The sequence below is a fragment of the Pseudomonas sp. G5(2012) genome, from assembly GCF_000408945.1.
In the GTDB taxonomy this organism is placed as follows: domain Bacteria; phylum Pseudomonadota; class Gammaproteobacteria; order Pseudomonadales; family Pseudomonadaceae; genus Aquipseudomonas; species Aquipseudomonas umsongensis.
The window spans coordinates 1-15,625 of sequence record NZ_APIO01000006.1 but is presented as its reverse complement, the minus strand read 5'-3'; the positions used below and the strand labels follow the sequence as shown (position 1 = coordinate 15,625).

At 62.8% G+C, this 15,625-nt stretch carries 14 protein-coding genes; 8 read left to right on the top strand and 6 right to left on the bottom strand.

Going from position 1 to position 15,625, the window contains the following annotated elements; genetic code table 11:
- Positions 1-12: 12 nt before the first annotated feature.
- The 3 genes from PG5_RS02320 to PG5_RS02310 are packed head-to-tail and all read right to left on the bottom strand — an operon-like array spanning position 13 to position 3,325.
- On the bottom strand, positions 13-813 hold the full coding sequence (locus PG5_RS02320; protein ID WP_020795475.1) for an HpcH/HpaI aldolase/citrate lyase family protein: 801 nt from the start codon (positions 811-813) through the stop codon (positions 13-15).
- Positions 814-827: 14 nt separating this feature from the next.
- Complete coding sequence (rhmD, locus tag PG5_RS02315) at positions 828-2,012, bottom strand: L-rhamnonate dehydratase (RefSeq protein ID WP_020795474.1); 1,185 nt, start codon at positions 2,010-2,012, stop codon at positions 828-830.
- Positions 2,013-2,029: 17 nt separating this feature from the next.
- Positions 2,030-3,325, bottom strand: coding sequence for an MFS transporter (locus PG5_RS02310; RefSeq protein WP_020795473.1), 1,296 nt, complete (start codon positions 3,323-3,325; stop codon positions 2,030-2,032).
- A gap of 124 nt (positions 3,326-3,449) precedes the next feature.
- On the opposite strand from PG5_RS02310, the gene PG5_RS02305 reads away from it, so the two are divergent.
- The 6 genes from PG5_RS02305 (at position 3,450) to PG5_RS02280 (ending at position 10,722) form a co-directional block, all read left to right on the top strand.
- Positions 3,450-4,391 (top strand): LysR family transcriptional regulator, encoded by a 942-nt coding sequence (locus PG5_RS02305; RefSeq protein ID WP_020795472.1) that lies wholly within the window; start codon positions 3,450-3,452, stop codon positions 4,389-4,391.
- A 175-nt stretch (positions 4,392-4,566) separates the two neighbouring features.
- Positions 4,567-7,398, top strand: coding sequence for a xanthine dehydrogenase family protein molybdopterin-binding subunit (locus PG5_RS02300; RefSeq protein ID WP_020795471.1), 2,832 nt, complete (start codon positions 4,567-4,569; stop codon positions 7,396-7,398).
- On the top strand, positions 7,391-7,930 hold the full coding sequence (locus PG5_RS02295; protein WP_020795470.1) for a (2Fe-2S)-binding protein: 540 nt from the start codon (positions 7,391-7,393) through the stop codon (positions 7,928-7,930). Before PG5_RS02300 ends, PG5_RS02295 begins: the two co-directional genes overlap by 8 nt.
- Before the next feature lie 2 nt (positions 7,931-7,932).
- Entirely contained in the window at positions 7,933-9,168 is a 1,236-nt protein-coding gene (locus PG5_RS02290; protein WP_020795469.1) for a cytochrome c, read from the top strand.
- Between the two features lies 1 nt (position 9,169).
- On the top strand, positions 9,170-10,141 hold the full coding sequence (locus tag PG5_RS02285; protein ID WP_020795468.1) for an XdhC family protein: 972 nt from the start codon (positions 9,170-9,172) through the stop codon (positions 10,139-10,141).
- 272 nt (positions 10,142-10,413) lie between these two features.
- Positions 10,414-10,722, top strand: coding sequence for a hypothetical protein (locus tag PG5_RS02280; RefSeq protein WP_020795467.1), 309 nt, complete (start codon positions 10,414-10,416; stop codon positions 10,720-10,722).
- Between the two features lie 14 nt (positions 10,723-10,736).
- Here the strand turns inward: PG5_RS02280 and greB are convergent, their stop codons facing one another.
- From greB to PG5_RS02265, 3 genes are read right to left on the bottom strand one after another with little or no spacing between them, the layout of a single operon-like run.
- Positions 10,737-11,234 (bottom strand): transcription elongation factor GreB, encoded by a 498-nt coding sequence (greB, locus tag PG5_RS02275; RefSeq protein WP_020795466.1) that lies wholly within the window; start codon positions 11,232-11,234, stop codon positions 10,737-10,739.
- A gap of 36 nt (positions 11,235-11,270) precedes the next feature.
- Positions 11,271-13,775, bottom strand: a complete 2,505-nt coding sequence (locus PG5_RS02270) for an ABC transporter permease (RefSeq protein WP_020795465.1) — start codon at positions 13,773-13,775, stop codon at positions 11,271-11,273.
- On the bottom strand, positions 13,775-14,458 hold the full coding sequence (locus tag PG5_RS02265) for an ABC transporter ATP-binding protein (RefSeq protein ID WP_020795464.1): 684 nt from the start codon (positions 14,456-14,458) through the stop codon (positions 13,775-13,777). The genes PG5_RS02270 and PG5_RS02265 overlap by 1 nt, the downstream gene beginning before the upstream one ends.
- A 10-nt stretch (positions 14,459-14,468) precedes the next feature.
- On the opposite strand from PG5_RS02265, the gene PG5_RS02260 reads away from it, so the two are divergent.
- Entirely contained in the window at positions 14,469-15,074 is a 606-nt protein-coding gene (locus PG5_RS02260) for an arylesterase (protein ID WP_020795463.1), read from the top strand.
- Between the two features lie 56 nt (positions 15,075-15,130).
- Positions 15,131-15,424: a hypothetical protein gene (locus PG5_RS02255; RefSeq protein ID WP_008055299.1), complete on the top strand. Its 294-nt coding sequence runs from the start codon at positions 15,131-15,133 to the stop codon at positions 15,422-15,424.
- The last annotated feature ends 201 nt before the right edge of the window (positions 15,425-15,625 follow it).

The following is a 15,625-nucleotide window of genomic DNA, read 5'->3' as shown; positions in this document are numbered from 1 at the left end:
CTCCTGGGCTGATCAGTAGGTGCGCGACGGCGCTTGTTCGGTAGCCGGTGTGCGGTAACGGGCGAGGGTGGCCATGGCGCTGTGGCGCAACAGGCTGATATCGATCGCCACGGCGATGAACTGGCAGCCCCAGTCCTGATAGCGGCGCGCGTCTGCTTCATTCGGCGCGAGGATGCCGCAGGCCTTGCCGGCCGCCAGCGTCGCGTCGACCGCGTATTGAATGCGCTCCTGAACGTCCGGATGGCCGGGATCGCCGGCATGGCCCAGGCCAATGGACAGATCCGCCGGCCCGATGAATACCGCATCGACGCCTTCGACGGCGGCAATGGCGGCGACGTTTTCCACGCCGAGCCGCGATTCCACTTGCACGATCAGGCATAGCTGTTCGTGGGCGGTAGCCAGATAGTCCGGCACGCCGTCCCAGCGCGTGGCGCGGGTCAGGCCACCGCCGACGCCACGAATGCCGTGGGGCGGATAACGCATGGCGCGAACCAGGGCCTGGGCTTGCTCGGCGGTCTCGACCATCGGGATCATCAGCGTTTGCGCGCCGATATCCAGCAATTGCTTGATCAGGCTGGCATCGCCATTCACGGCGCGCACGATGGGTGCGGTGGCATAGGGCGCCACAGCCTGTAACTGGGCGAGTACGCCGGGCACGGTGTTCGGCGCGTGTTCGCCGTCGATCAACATCCAGTCATAACCGGTGGTGGCGACGATCTCGGCGGCGTAGCCCGTGGCGAACCCGGCCCAGATGCCATATTGGGGCGCATTTTTTTTCAGTGCGGCCTTGAAAGTGTTGTGCGGCATGTTCATCACGAACTCCTGGCTCAGCGGCTATACGGCCGATGCAGTTGGCATTCCGGGTTGAGGGTCACGCCGAATCCGGGCTGGTCGAGTGCCGACAGGCGCATGCGCCCGTTGACCGGTACCGGTTCGCCGAGCAATTGCGGATGGAACATCGGCACCACTTCGTCCGCCTTGGGCGCCATCATCAGGAATTCGGCGAACGGGCTGTTATGCCGGGTGGCAACGAAGTGATAGCTGTACACCGACGAGCCGTGGGGAATGACCAAGGCATTGTGGGCGTCGGCCAGGGCCGAGATCTTCACCAGTTCGGTGAGGCCGCCGCACCAGCCGACATCCGGCTGGATGATGTCGCAGCAACCCATCTCCAGCAGCATGCGGAAGCCCCAGCGGGTTGCTTCGTGTTCGCCGGTGGTCACCAGCATGCCTTTGGGCACGTTGTTGCGCAGGGCGGCGTAGCCCCAGTAATCGTCTGGCGGAAGGGCTTCTTCGATCCACTTCAAGCCGTGTTCGTGGGCGCCGACCGCCAGTTTGGTGGCGTAGTTGAGGTCCAGGCTCATCCAGCAGTCGAGCATCAACCAGAAGTCCGGGCCGACCCGTTCGCGCATGGTCGCCAGTTCTTCGAGGTTCTTGCGCAGGCCTTCCTCGCCTTCGGCCGGGCCGTGGTGCAACGGCATCTTGCCGCCGATGAAGCCCATTTTCTGGGCCAGGTCCGGGCGGGCGCCGGTGGCGTAGAACTGCAATTCATCGCGTACCGCACCGCCGAGCAACTGGTGTACCGGTTCCTGGCGGATCTTGCCGAGCAAGTCCCACAGCGCCAGGTCGACGCCGGAGATCGTATTGATCACGATGCCCTTGCGCCCGTAATACAGGGTCGATTGGTACATCTGGTCCCAGATCTTTTCGATGTCGGTGACTTTCGCGCCCTCGAGGAACCGCGCCAGGTGTTTCTCGACGATGTAGGCAGCCGGTTCGCCGCCCGTGGTCACGGCGAAACCGACAGTGCCGTCGCTGGCTTCAATCTCCACCACCAGGGTGCCGAGTACGTTGATGCCAAAGGTGCGACGGCTTTGGCGGTACTCCGGATATTTGCTCATTGGAGTGGCAATGTGATCGTCGATCCAGTGGCCGTCCGCCTGATCGTGATAATCCGCGCCACCGCCTCGCAGGGTGAAAGCGCGTACGTGTTTGATGGTTGGAATGCCCATGGTGTGACTCCTCAGGTTTAAACAGTGGCCGGTTTATTCGAAGCTTCATGGCCGGGCGAACGCACGCCCAGCACCAGCAACGCGGCGATGACGGTAGTAGCGGACAGCAGGTACAGGCCGGCTGCCGGAGAGTGGAAGGCGCCTTCGGCCCAGTTCTTCAGCACCGGGGCGATGAAGCCGCCGAGGGCGCCGAACGAGTTGATCAGGGCGATCCCGGCCGCCGCGGCACTACCAGCGAGGTAGCTGGAAGGGAAGGTCCAGAACACCGGTTGCACGGCGATGAAACCGGATGCGGCGAAGCACAGGGCGACGATGCCGAGGAACGGACTGCTGAAGGTTACCGAGCAGGCGATACCGGCGGCGGCCATCAGCAGGGTCAGGCTGGCAGTGCGGCGGCGTTCGCCGGTGCGGTCGCTGTAGCCAGGAATCAGATAAGCCGCCACCAGTGCGCAAATCCAGGGAATCGCCGAGACCAGCCCGACCATCAGCCCGACCTTGGTGCCCAGCAACCCGCCGACCTGGGTGGGCAGGTAGAACACCACGCCGTAGACGCTGGCCTGGATCAGCAGGTAGATCAGGCACAGGTACAGCACCGACGGCTGGCAGATCACGTTGAGCAGGCTGCGGCCGTGGTTCTGTTTGTGGCTGTCTTCCTGGTCGAGGAGGCTCTGTACTTGTTGGCGTTCCTCGACGGTCAACCATTTGGCGTCCGCCGGGCGATTGTCCAGGTAAAAGTAGGCCCAGATGCCCACCGCCGTGGCCATCAGGCCTTCCACGGCAAATAGCCACTGCCAGCCGTGGAAACCGGCAAAGCCGTCCAGTTCCAGCAGCAGGCCGGACAACGGACTGCCGAAGATGAAGGCCAGCGGCGCGCCGAAGTAGAAAAATCCCATGGCCTTGCCGCGCACGGCGCTGGGGAACCAGTAGGTGAGGTACAGGATCACGCCGGGGAAGAATCCGGCTTCGGCCACGCCCAACAGGAATCGCAGGATGTAGAAGCTGGTTTCAGTGTGAGCGAAGACCATGGCCGCGGAGACCAGGCCCCAGGTGACCATGATTCGGCACATCCACAGACGGGCGCCGACGCGGTGCAGGATCAGGTTGCTCGGCACTTCGAGCAGCGCGTAACCGACGAAGAACACCCCGGCACCGAAGGCGAAGGCGGCGTCGCTGATATTGGTGTCGGCCTGGAAGGCTTGCTTGGCGAACCCGACGTTGGCGCGGTCGAGGAAGGCCATGATGTACATCAGCAGGAGGAACGGGAGCAGCCGCCAGGAAATCTTGGCGAGCAGGGGCGCGGGTAGAGTCTTCATCGCGGTTTTCCTTTGGTAGGGCATTTGTTCTTATGGGGAAGACTGTACGGCCGCTTATCGATGCGTTACAAATCGAATCTAGCTCACAACTGATACCTTCAAGGTATCGATAACAAGGCCCTCCATGACCACGCCAACCATCTCGCGCAGTCTGCTCAACCGCCTGCGCTACAAGCACCTGCACATGCTGGTGACGCTCAATTCGAGCCAGAACCTGCATCGTGCCTCGCAAAGCCTGAACATGTCGCAACCGGCTGCCACCCGTATGCTCCATGAAATCGAAGACATGTTCGGTTGCGACCTGTTCGAGCGGTTACCCAGGGGCATGCGACCGACAGCGCTGGGCCAGGAGCTGGTTCGCTTTGCCGAATCGGCCCTCAGTGGCCTCGACCGCTGCGCCGAGGATCTGATAGCGCGGCAACAGGGCGGTTACGGCTATCTTTCGATCGGTACCATCATGGGCGCGGCGCCGGACCTGGTGATGGATTCGATTGCCGAGATCAAGGCGCTTAACCCGCAGCTGCGCATTCGCATCATGGGCGACACCAGCGACCAGGTGATCCAATTGCTGGAGCAGGGCCGCATTGACCTCGCCATCGCCCGGCGCAATGCCGCCACCGACAGCGAGCATTACGTTTTCGAACAACTGGGCAACGAACGCTTGCTGGTGGTGGTGCATGCCGGCCACCCGTTGGCCCGGCGCAAGAAACTGCAGATGGCGGAGCTGGTCAGCGGCTGGCCGTGGATCCTGCAACCGGAAACCAGCCCGGCGCGTATTGGTCTTGATCAGGCCCTGCAGCGCCTGGCCTTGCCGTTGCCGGCCGACATCATCGAATGCAGCTCGGTGTATTCGATGCAGCAGCTGATTCAACTGACCGACGCGATCATGGTCCTGTCGGAGACCGCGTTACGCGACTACCTGAAAATGGGCCTGGTGGTGGCGCTACCGGTTGAGCTCGATGTGCAACTGGCTCCGTTCGGCTTGCTGCTGCGCAAGGGTGAGCACATCAGTCGGGAGCTGGGGGTGTTCATCGATCTGCTGCGTCGAAAAGTCGCGGTTTTTTGATTTCCTGGTCAGTTTTTTGTTTTCCGCGAGCGAATAAACCTTTAAAGTTAACCTTTCGGTCAGCTTCGCATTGTCATCACGGCCCCTTGCATCGTCAAAAGGGGCTTCTGCACGACTCGAGATTTCCAGAACATAACCAGAAGGGTGGCCTCCATGACCGCCCATAGGATGATCCATGTCCAACCGTGAAATATCCCGGCGCTCGTTCCTTCAGGGCGGGCTGGTGGCGGGTGTGAGCGTGACGCTTGCACCGCTGAGCAGTCAGGCGCTGGCAGCCTTGATGGAAAACAGCGTCACCGTGCCGTCCGAGCAATGGCTTGGTAACAACGGCAAGGCGCGGGCCCGTAACGATGCCTTGTCCAAGGTTTGCGGCAGCAAGGTCTTTGCCCGCGACATCCGTGCCAAGGACATGCCGGGCTGGCCGCAGCAGCAAGGCCACGCCATGCTGCTGAAAACCATCAAGGCCGACCGTATCTATGACGGCTATGACCTGTCGTGGCTTGGTGCCGACCTGCAGCCTGATCGCATCGTCACCGCCGACGACCTGGTCAAGGACGGCATCGTCTTCCCCGAAGAGCACGCCCCCGACCCCCTGTTGCCGGCCGGCAAGGTGCCGATGTTCATCGGTCACCCGGTGGCGATCCTGATCTGGAACGACTTCGAACGTTTCCGCCAGGCCAAGGCTCAGCTCAAGTTCAATGACAAAGCAATTCGTTACGGTGCCCAGGTACCGTTCTACGAGGGCGATCCCTACGGCAGCTTTCGCTACGTGCGCGTCGGCGGCGCTACCTCGGCGGACGAAGACGAATTCGCCAGCCTCAAGGACTCGATCCTGTTTCCGATGCTGAAAAACCGTCGCCCGGTGTGGAATTCCCAGCCCAACCTGCACGGCAACCTGACCGAGCGCGGCCTGTTCTACGCCGACCGCATGAAGCAGCAGATCGATACGCCGCCAGACAACTGGCTGGTGTTCGACGAGCGCTACAAGACCCCGTCGATCGAACCCGCGGCGATGGAACCGGACAACGGCAACGGCTGGTACGACCCGGCGACCAAGACCCTGCACTTTGTCGTTGCGACACAGTGCCCGCTGGAGACCGCAACCGAGACCGCGAAGATGATCGCGCCGTCGCGTTTCGGCCTGGCGAACCTGAACATGCACCCTGGCTACACCGTCGGCTACGGCTCGAAAGACCACAACATTTTCGTCTACTACGCGGCCTTGGCGGCGTTGTACGGCGCCGGCGTCCCGGTACGCCTGGCCAACGACCGCTACGAGCAATTCCAGAGCGGCATCAAGCGTCACCCGTTCGATATCCGCTATCAGTTGGCGGTGGACAAGACCGACCACAGCTTCAAGATCTTCCGCGCCGAGATGAGCGTCGACGGCGGCGGGCGGGTCAACTACAGCCCGTCGGTAGCGGCAGTAGGCGCCACGGCGGCGCAGTCGATCTACTACATGCCGCAGAACGATCTGCAGGTCACCGCCTATCATTCGCGCGCGGTGGAAGCCGGGTCGATGCGCGGCTACGGCACGTTGCAGAGCATGGCGGCCACCGAAATGATGGTCGATGAAATTGCCGATCGCCTCGGGGTCGATGCCATTGAACTGCGGCGCAAGAACGCCCTGCGTTCGGGCATGAAAAACACCCAGGGCGCGATCCCGGCCGGTGCCCTGCGCCTGCACGAGATTCTCGACAAGGCCGCGGTCAACGAAGTCTGGAAAAACCGTCACGCGATCAAGCAACAACGCGAATCGGCGGACCCGGACCACTGGTATGGCGTCGGTTTCGCCATTTGCCAGAAAGACTTCGGCACCGGCTCCGAAGCGCCGATGGCCAGCATCGAATACACCGTTGACGGTCGCATCACCCTGCGCCACATCGGTATCGAAATCGGTACCGGCATGTCCACCTCGCAGGCGATGGTAGTGGCCGATTTCCTCGGCAGCCCGGCGCACGAAGTGAAGACCGGTGAAACCGAATGGGAAGAATTGCAGCTGATCAGCGGCGGCAACCCGTACATCATGAGCCAGGCCGAGCAGGACAACTTCCTGCGCAACCCGCGCTGGGTCGGCAAGGTCGCGTCGGCGTCGTCGGCGACCAACTCCGCCTATTACTTCAGCCACGCCACCCGTGAAGCGGCGCGCGTGCTGTTCAATCACGGCCTGTGGCCGGCGGCGCTGGAGATCTGGCGCCAAGGCCCCTACGGCGGCCAGGCCAACCCTTACGTGGTGCGCCGCGAGGACGCCCATTGGGTCGACGGCAAGCTCACCGCCAACGGCATGGAACCCTTGCCGTTCGCAGTATTGGCCAAGCGTGCCCACGAACGGGGCCTGGTCACCGGTGCCACGGTGCACGGCTTCAACCGCTGGAGCTGGGCTGAGGCCGAGTACAGCATCGACGGTGTGCGTGAGCGTTTGCCGCTCGATGGCCTGGCGGTCAAGTACGGCGACGGTGCGCCGAAGGCGAAGAAAGCGCAGATGAGCAGCGCCGGTTTCCATCTGCTGGATCGGCAGAACATCGCCTATCCGCCAACCCAGTTGAACAACGCGGCGGTGACTTACTACAGCCCCGTGGCGACGCTGGTGGAAGTGAAGGTGAACAAGGGTTCGAACGAAGTGTCGGTGCTCAATCACCACTCGTGGGTCGAGTGCGGTCGGGTGCTGGTGGAAGAGTTGGTCAAGGGCCAGGTCGAAGGTGGCATCGCCATGGGCATCGGCCACGCGCTGATGGAAGAAATGCCGCTGTACGAAGGCGGACCGGGGGAGGGCGACTGGAACTTCAACCGTTACCGCTTGCCGATGGCGCGGCACGTGGCGGTGTGGAAACAGACCGCGGAGATCCTGCCGCCGCTGTCGCCGAGCGATCCGTCCAAGGGCATCGCCGAGGTGGTGATGATCCCGGTGGTCGGTGCCATTGGCAACGCCGTGGCCCACGCCATTGGCAAACGTGTCCGCGACCTGCCTATCACTTCTGCACGCATCAAGGAGGCCCTCAATGGCTAACCGTCCGCTTCAACTGACCCTCAACGGTCAATCCGTCGGCCCGGTGGACATCCCTGATGACCTGCCGATGATCGACTACCTGCACGAGTACAAGAACCTCACTGGCTCGCGCCTGGGCTGCGGCCAAGGCATTTGCCACGCCTGCGTGGTGATCGTCGACAACCCCGACGGCACCAGTGAAGAAGTGCGCACCTGCATCACCGGCGCACACTATTTCGAAGGCAAGAAAGTTCGGACCATCGAAGGTCATGCCACCCGTGACGACGAGGGCAAGGTCACCGAGTTGAACCCGATCCAGCAGCGCTTCGTCGATGAGTTCGCCTTCCAGTGCAGTTACTGCGCGCCAGGTTTCGTGAATGCCGCGACGGTGCTGGTGGAAAAGCTGCAGCGTCAGCCGATCGTCAAGAGCCAGCTGGAAAAAGTCATCGAGGACAGCCTCGGTCATCACATCTGCCGTTGCACCGGATACGTGCGCTACTACAGCGCCACGCGCAACGTGCTGACCGATCTCGGCCTGGTCAAGGAGGGCTAAGCATGAAGCAATTACTTACCCGCCTGACCCTGGCGGTCGGCCTGGCTGCGCCCGTGTTGCTGGCGCAGGCGGATGATCAGGTCAAGCGCGGCGAATACCTCGCCCGCGCGGCTGACTGCATGGCTTGCCACACCGCACCGGGTGGCGCGCCCTATGCAGGCGGCCTGCCGATCGTCTCGCCGTTCGGTACGATCTACGGCACCAACATCACCCCGAGCAAAGAGCACGGCATCGGCTTGTACAGCGATGATGAATTCTTCGCGGCGCTCACCGAAGGCAAGCGACGTGATGGCGCCAACCTGTACCCGGCGATGCCCTACACCTCGTATCACCTGGTGCCGCGTGAGGATTCCGACGCGATCCACGCCTACCTGAAAACCGTCGAGCCGATTGAGCGCGCCGCGCCGGTCACAAGCCTGAGTTTTCCGTTCAACGTGCGCCTGGGCCTGATGGGCTGGAACATGATGTACGGCAAGGACGTGAAGCTGGCTCCGACCGAAGGCAAAAGCGAAGCCTGGAAGCGCGGCCAGTACATGGTCGACGTGCTCGGTCACTGTGGCGAATGCCACACCCCACGCGGTCTGCCGGGTGCGATGCAGCAGGATAAACGCATGACCGGCGGTATTCTCAACGGCTACCTGGCGCCAAGTCTCTTGGCCACTGACCTGGCGGCCCGTGGCTGGAATCACCAGGACCTGAGCTCGTTCCTCAAGCACGGCATGAGCGCCCAGGGCACCATGTTCAACGAGATGTTCCCGGTGTTCCACAACAGTACCCAGGGCCTCAGCGATCCGGACCTGGCGGCGATGGCAACCTTCCTCCTCGGCGACCAGCCGCCAGCGGCGAAAGTCTTGACCGACGTCCCGCTGGACCAGCTCAGTGCCAGCGCACAGCGCGGTCGGCAGGACTACCTGAACGTCTGTGCCGGTTGCCACGCGCCGGGTGGCGAAGGCAAACCGCATATTGCCGTCGCCATGCGCGGCAATACCACCCTGCGCCTGGAAGATCCGCGCAACCTGGTTCGGGTGATCGACGATGGCATCGGCGAGCAGAAATTCGCCGGCTTCGAACACATGCAACCCATGCCCGGTTTCGCGCAAAAGCTCACCGACGAGCAGCTTGCGGACCTGTTGAACTACCTGCGCCAGGCGTGGGGCGGTCAACCGGGTGACCTGGCCTTGAACGATGTGCAGAAGCTGCGGGCTGACGCGCCGCCGCTCGAGCACAAGGCGCACTGACATGCAGCATCTGGATCTGCAGGTAGTGCGGCGCGCGCTGGCATGGTCGGCGGCCGGACAGCGTGTGTGGCTGTGCAGCGTACTGGCCACCTACGGCTCGGCGCCTCGAGCGCCGGGTTCGTTGCTGGCGGTGAATGCTGACGGGCAGTGGATCGGATCGCTGTCCGGTGGGTGTGTCGAGGAGGACTTCCTCGAACGCGTCGCCGAAGGTGCATTCGAGCAAGCGGTCAGCGTCGTGCTCTACGGCGAAGGCGATGACCCGCGCTCGCGGGTCAGCCTGCCCTGCGGTGGAGTGCTCGATGTGCTGGTGGAAAAGCTTGAGCCTGTCTGTGAGGTGCAGGCGCATCTGCGGGAGCTGGAGTCGGCGCTATTGGGCCGGCGCCGGCTGATCCGTGAAGTCGACCTGGCCAGCGGCGTGCGCAGTCTGTTCGATGATCGCGAGCAGGGTGTGCGCGTCGAGCGCGAGATTGATCGCGTCAGGCTGCGCATCGGCGCGGCACAGCGCCTGTTGCTGGCCGGGTACTCCAGTGTCGCGCAGGCCTGCGCGGAGTTCGCCGTGGGCCTGGGCTTCGAGGTGATTCTTTGCGATCCGCGGGACGAAGTGCTGGAAGGCGTGGTGCTGGATAACGTGGAGATTCGTCGTCAATTGCCCTCGGTGTTCATCGCCGACGGGGGCTGCCACAGCGACACGGCGGTGGTGGCGCTGACCCACGATCCGCGCATCGATGACCTGGCGATGATGGAAGCGGTGCGTACCGACGCGTTCTACATCGGCGTGATGGGATCACTGCAGACTTCGCAAAAGCGCTTCGAGCGCTTGCGGCGCATTGGTGGGCTGGGTGAAGCGCAACTGGCGCGGATCCATGCGCCCATCGGGCTGAACCTGGGCAGCAAGACCCCGGCGGAAATCGCCCTGGCGGTACTTGCCGATATCCTGCGAATTCGCAGCGGGATCCCTCGCGATCGGCTGTGATGCAGTCCCTGTCAGGGCTAAGGCTTGTTCGAAAGGAGGCTCGTCGCTTGATTGGACGAGCCTTTTTTGTTGTGCGTCATTCTTGACACTGTCCGGTCAGCTTCTCTAGGATGCTGCCCATGCGCCGATTTAAACAGCTACTTGCGGGGCGCCAGGTAACTCATTGAGTTACCGACAGAAGCTTGAAGCAGGCTTCGAAATACCGCTAAAGCGCTGGTTCGGTGTTGCCTCTCACCTGCCATGCAGACTTTTTGAGGCTGAGACACGACTCGATGAATGCACTAAGCCCTGTTGTACGTCCCGCGCCGATCACGGCACATCTCACCCAGCGCAATCCAAAAATCCTGCTTGGCGGTAAACATCAGCCGACGCTCCTGCGTTATCTCGATGGTTGGCCACGTCGTACCGGTGGGCCAGCAGCTTTCCTGATCCAGTTTGTCGAAGACGGTGAATCCCTGGCGCGCTTTGCCGCGGACAGTTTTGACCTGGCAGTGATTCAGTCGCCAAGCGTCGAAGACGCCCCGGAAATGATCAGGCAACTGACCCGCGTCGCCCGGCAAGGGCTGATTACCCGTCGCTGAGGCCCGTTGAAGCCTCAGGGATAGTCGATCTCGACGATGTACACACACTGCTCACCCGTCGGTGTCTGGACCCGTACTTCGGCGTCCAGGGCCTTGCCGATCAGGGCGCGGGCCAAGGGCGAGTCGATGCTGATCAAGCCCTGTTTCAGGTCCAGTTCATCCGGTCCGACGATGCGATAGCGTGATTGCTTGCCATCCTCGTCTTCAATCGTGACCCAAGCGCCAAAATAAACTTTGTTCGGATCGCTGGGCTTTTCGCTGACGACCTTGAGGGCTTCCAGGCGTTTGGTCAGGAAGCGCACGCGACTGTCGATTTCGCGCAGCATTTTCTTGCCATAGGTGTATTCGGCGTTTTCCGAACGATCGCCCTGGGCTGCCGCTTCGCTGACTGCTTGCGTCACCTGGGGGCGGCGTACGTGCCACAGTTCATGAAACTCGGCGCGCATCCGCGCTTCACCTTCAGGGGTGATCAGCGCGGTTCCGGCGGTACGGGGAGGGCGATAACGGCTCATGGCAACTTTTCTTCGAATCAGGAGCGCTTGAGTCTATCAACCCTCGCGCAGGACTGTCAGGGGGCTGGCATTCAGGGCGCGCCGGGTGCCGAACACACCAGCACCGCCGATCAGCACGGCGCCGATCAGCGGCAGTACCAGCAGCCATGGGTGCGGATGCCAGGGCAGGTCAAAGGCGTAGCGGTAGAGCACCAGGCTGACGACTTCCGAACCGAGTGCCGCGAGCAGGCCGCTCACCGCGCCAAGCAACCCGAACTCGATCCGTCGTGCCTTCACCAGCAGTTGCCGTTCGGCCCCCAGTGCGCGCAGCAGGGCACCCTGGCGGATGCGTTCGTCCAGGGTCGCCTGCAGGCCGGAAAACAACACCGCCATCCCTGCCGCCAGGACAAACAACAGCACGTATTCCACAGCCAGGGTGACTTGGGCGAGGATGCTGCGCAATTGCGCCAGCAGCGCTTCGACCTGCAGGATCGTCACCGCCGGAAAACTGCGCGACAGGTCGACGATCTGCTGGTCATGCCCTGCCGCCAGATAGAAGCTGGTCAGGTAGGTGGCGGGCAAATCCTTCAGGGTGCCTGGCTGGAAAATCATGAAGAAGTTCGGCTGGAAATTATCCCAGTTGATCTCCCGCAGGCTGGTGACTTTCGCCTCGCGATTGGCCCCGCCGACGGTAAAGACCAAATGGTCGCCGAGCTTGAGCTTCAGGCTTTCGGCGACCTTGCCCTCCACCGACACGCCGGGGATATCATCCGGCGGTTGCTCTGGCCACCAATGACCGGCGGTGATCTTGTTGCCCGCAGGCAGGTCTGCCGCCCAGGTCAGGCTCAGGTCACGCTGGATCGCCCGGTCGCCTGCCGATTCCTTGGTGACGATTTGCTGCACCGGTTCGCCATTGATGCTGATCAGCCTTCCGGGGACTACCGGATACAGGGGGGCCGATTGCGCCGACAACGAGATCAGGCGGTCGGTAAACGCCTGCTTGTCCGCGGGCAGGATGTTCAGGGCAAAATAGTTCGGTGCGTTCCTGGGCAGCTGGTTCTGCCAGGTGTCCAGCAACTCGCCGCGCAGCAGGGCGATCAACGCCATCGACAGCAGGATCAGACCGAATGCCAGGGACTGCCCTGCGGCTGCCAGCGGATGACGCAGCAATTGGCCCAGCCCCAGGCGCCACGGCAGGGAGGCACGAGCCAGCAGGCGTCGCAGGCTTTTCAATAGCAGCAACAGCAAGCCACCCAATATCAGTGCCGCGACCACGCCGCCGCCGAGCAGGGCGAAGGTCAGTAGCAAGTCCAGGCTCAGGCGCCACATGATCAACCCGAGGGCACCCAATGCGGCGCCGTAGACCATCCAGGTGCTGGAGGGTATCGGCAGCATGTCCCGCCGCAATACGCGCAAGGGTGGAACCCGACCCAGCGCCGCCAGCGGTGGCAGGGCAAAACCGGCCAGGGCCACCAGTCCGGTGCCGATACCGGCGATGGCCGGGAACAGGCCGCCCGGTGGCACGTCGGTCGGCAACAAATCATGCAGCAGGGCAAACAGTCCCAGTTGCGCCAGCCAACCGATGGCGGCGCCAATGAGGCTGGCGAGCAGGCCGAGTATGGTCAGCTGCAGGCTGAACAGCACCATGGTTTCCCGGCGGGACAGGCCAAGGCAGCGGAGCAGCGCGCTGGCATCGAAGCGGCGGGTGGCGAAGCGCGTCGCTGACAACGCTACGGCCACCCCGGCCAGCAATACCGCCACCAGGCTGGCCATGTTCAGGTAGCGCTCGGCCTTGCCCAGTGCGCCGCCAATCTGCCGGTTGCCGTCGCGGGCATCCTGGATGCGCTGGTTGGCGGCCAGGCCGGGCTTGATCAGTTGGCGATAGGTCTCCAGGGCCGAGGCATCGCCGCGCCAGAGTTCGCGGTAGCTGACCCGGCTGCCAGGTTGCACCACGCCAGTGGCTTGCAGGTCACTGAGGTTGATCAACACCCGGGGTGTCAGGCTGTAGAAGTTGCCGGCGCGGTCGGGCTCGTAGGTCAGTACCCGTGCCAGCTTCAGGGTTTTCATGCCGACATCGATGCTGTCGCCGATCTTCAAGTCCAGCGCCGTCAGCAATCGCGCCTCGACCCAGGCCTCACCGGGTTTCGGCCCGCCGCCGGATTCTTCCGGGGCGAAAGGCGCAGGGGCGCTTTTCAGTTCCCCGCGCAGTGGGTAGACGTCGTCTGCCGCCTTGATGCTGGAGAGCTGTATGCCGTTGTCCGTGGCGATAACACTGGAAAACTCCACCACCCGGGCGTGTTCGAGGCCAAGCTCGGTACCGCTTCTTACTTGCTCGGGGCGCGCTGGCGAGCTGCCTTCGAGCAGCAGGTCGGCTCCGAGAAACTCCGTGGCGCGCAACATCATCGCGCCATTCAGGCGCGCGCCGAAATAGCCGATGGCGGTACTGGCCGCTACCGCGACCACGAGGGCAAAAAACAGCACGCGCAGTTCACCGGCGCGGGCATCGCGCAACAGTTGACGGAGGGCGAGACTGAACAGGCGCAACAGCGGCAGGCGTGCCATCAAGGCTCCAGAGGGGCGACCAGCAGGCCGGCTTCAAGGCGGATCAGGCGCCGGCAGCGGTGTGCCAGGCGTTCATCATGGGTCACCAGCACCAGGGTCGTGCCGCGTTCCTGGTTGAGTTCGAACAGCAGGTCGCTGATGCGCTCGCCGGTATGGCTGTCGAGGTTACCGGTGGGCTCGTCGGCAAACAGCACGTCGGGTTCGGCCGCGAACGCCCGGGCAATCGCCACGCGCTGCTGTTCACCGCCGGAGAGCTGGCGTGGCGAGTGGGTCAGGCGTTGCCCCAGGCCGACCCGTTGCAACAGCTCGGTGGCGCGGCCACGGGCGTCCTGGCGGCCATCGAGCTCCAGCGGCAACATGACGTTTTCCAGGGCGTTGAGACTGTCGAGCAGTTGGAATGACTGGAAGACGAAACCCACGTGTTCGGCGCGGATGCGCGCACGTTGATCTTCATCGAGGTTGCTCAGGTCCTGGCCGGCGAGGGTGACTTCGCCGCTGCTCGGCAAGTCGAGGCCGGCGAGCAGGCCGAGGAGGGTGGACTTGCCCGAACCGGAGGCGCCGACGATGGCCAGGCTGTCGCCCTTGTTCAGTTCCAGGCTGAGTTGGTGCAGGATGGTCAGTTCACCTTCCGCGCTGGGAACCACTTTGCTAAGGTTCTTCGCGGTGAGAATGCTTGCGCCCATGGAGAATCCGATGCGTGTGTGGTTTTTGAGTGCTGGCCTGGCCTTGATGTGCATGGCCCAGAACGCAGCGGCGGGTACAGTCCTGATCGTTGGCGATAGTATCAGCGCCGGTTTCGGACTGGATACCCGCTTGGGGTGGGTGTCGTTGCTCGAGCAGCGGCTCAAGCGCGAAGGTTTCGACGATAAGGTGATCAATGCGTCCATCAGCGGCGACACCAGTGCCGGCGGCCAGGCACGCCTGCCAGCGCTGCTTGCAGAGCATAAGCCTGAGTTGGTGATCCTCGAATTGGGGGGCAATGACGGCCTGCGTGGCTTGCTGCCAACACAATTGCAACAAAATCTTGCGTCGATGATTCAGCAGTCGCAGGACGCGGGCGCCAAGGTGCTGTTGCTCGGCATGCAATTGCCACCCAATTACGGTGCTCGATACACCAAGGCCTTTGCCGACGTCTACAGCAACCTGGCCGATGAGAAAAACATCCCGTTGGTGCCGTTTTTCCTCGACGGCGTGGGCGGTCATCCGGACCTGATGCAGGCCGATGGCATTCACCCGGCAGCCGGGGCTCAGGACAAGTTGCTGGAAAATGTCTGGCCTACGCTAAAACCACTGTTATGACACTTTTCTAGGAGCGGGCTTTCGGCTAAGGTGGCGCCCCCGATTTGGAGCCCCCGATGCCGCGTTCTGCCTGGTCACTTTATGCCTATCAACTGATCGAGCCTGACGAACAGCTGGATCTGTTCGCCTGCCAGGAAGTGCGGGTACACCTGGTGACCCGACAACTGGAGCTGGGCGGCTCGGCGGACCGGACCCTGTGCGGCAGCCTGCTGCCGGCTCAACCGCGTTGGTCGAACGTCGATCGGCGGGTGTTTCAGGATCAGCGCCTGTGCTCGTTGTGCCGGGCCATTCTGGAATCGCAGAAGCGAGGCACGTCGCCGATCTGGCCGGAGTTGCGGTTCGAGCTTTGATCGTTTCTGCTTTGCTGTGGCTTGGGCATCGGATGAAAACCTGTGGGAGCTGGCTTGTCGGGTCGCCGCATCGCAGCGATGGCGGCCTGACAGCCGACCTGTATCCCGCAGATGTACTCCAATCAAACTGTGGGAGCGGGCTTGCTCGCGAAGGCGGCCTTATAGCCGACCTATGTTTTGTTGACTGCGTACATATCCATT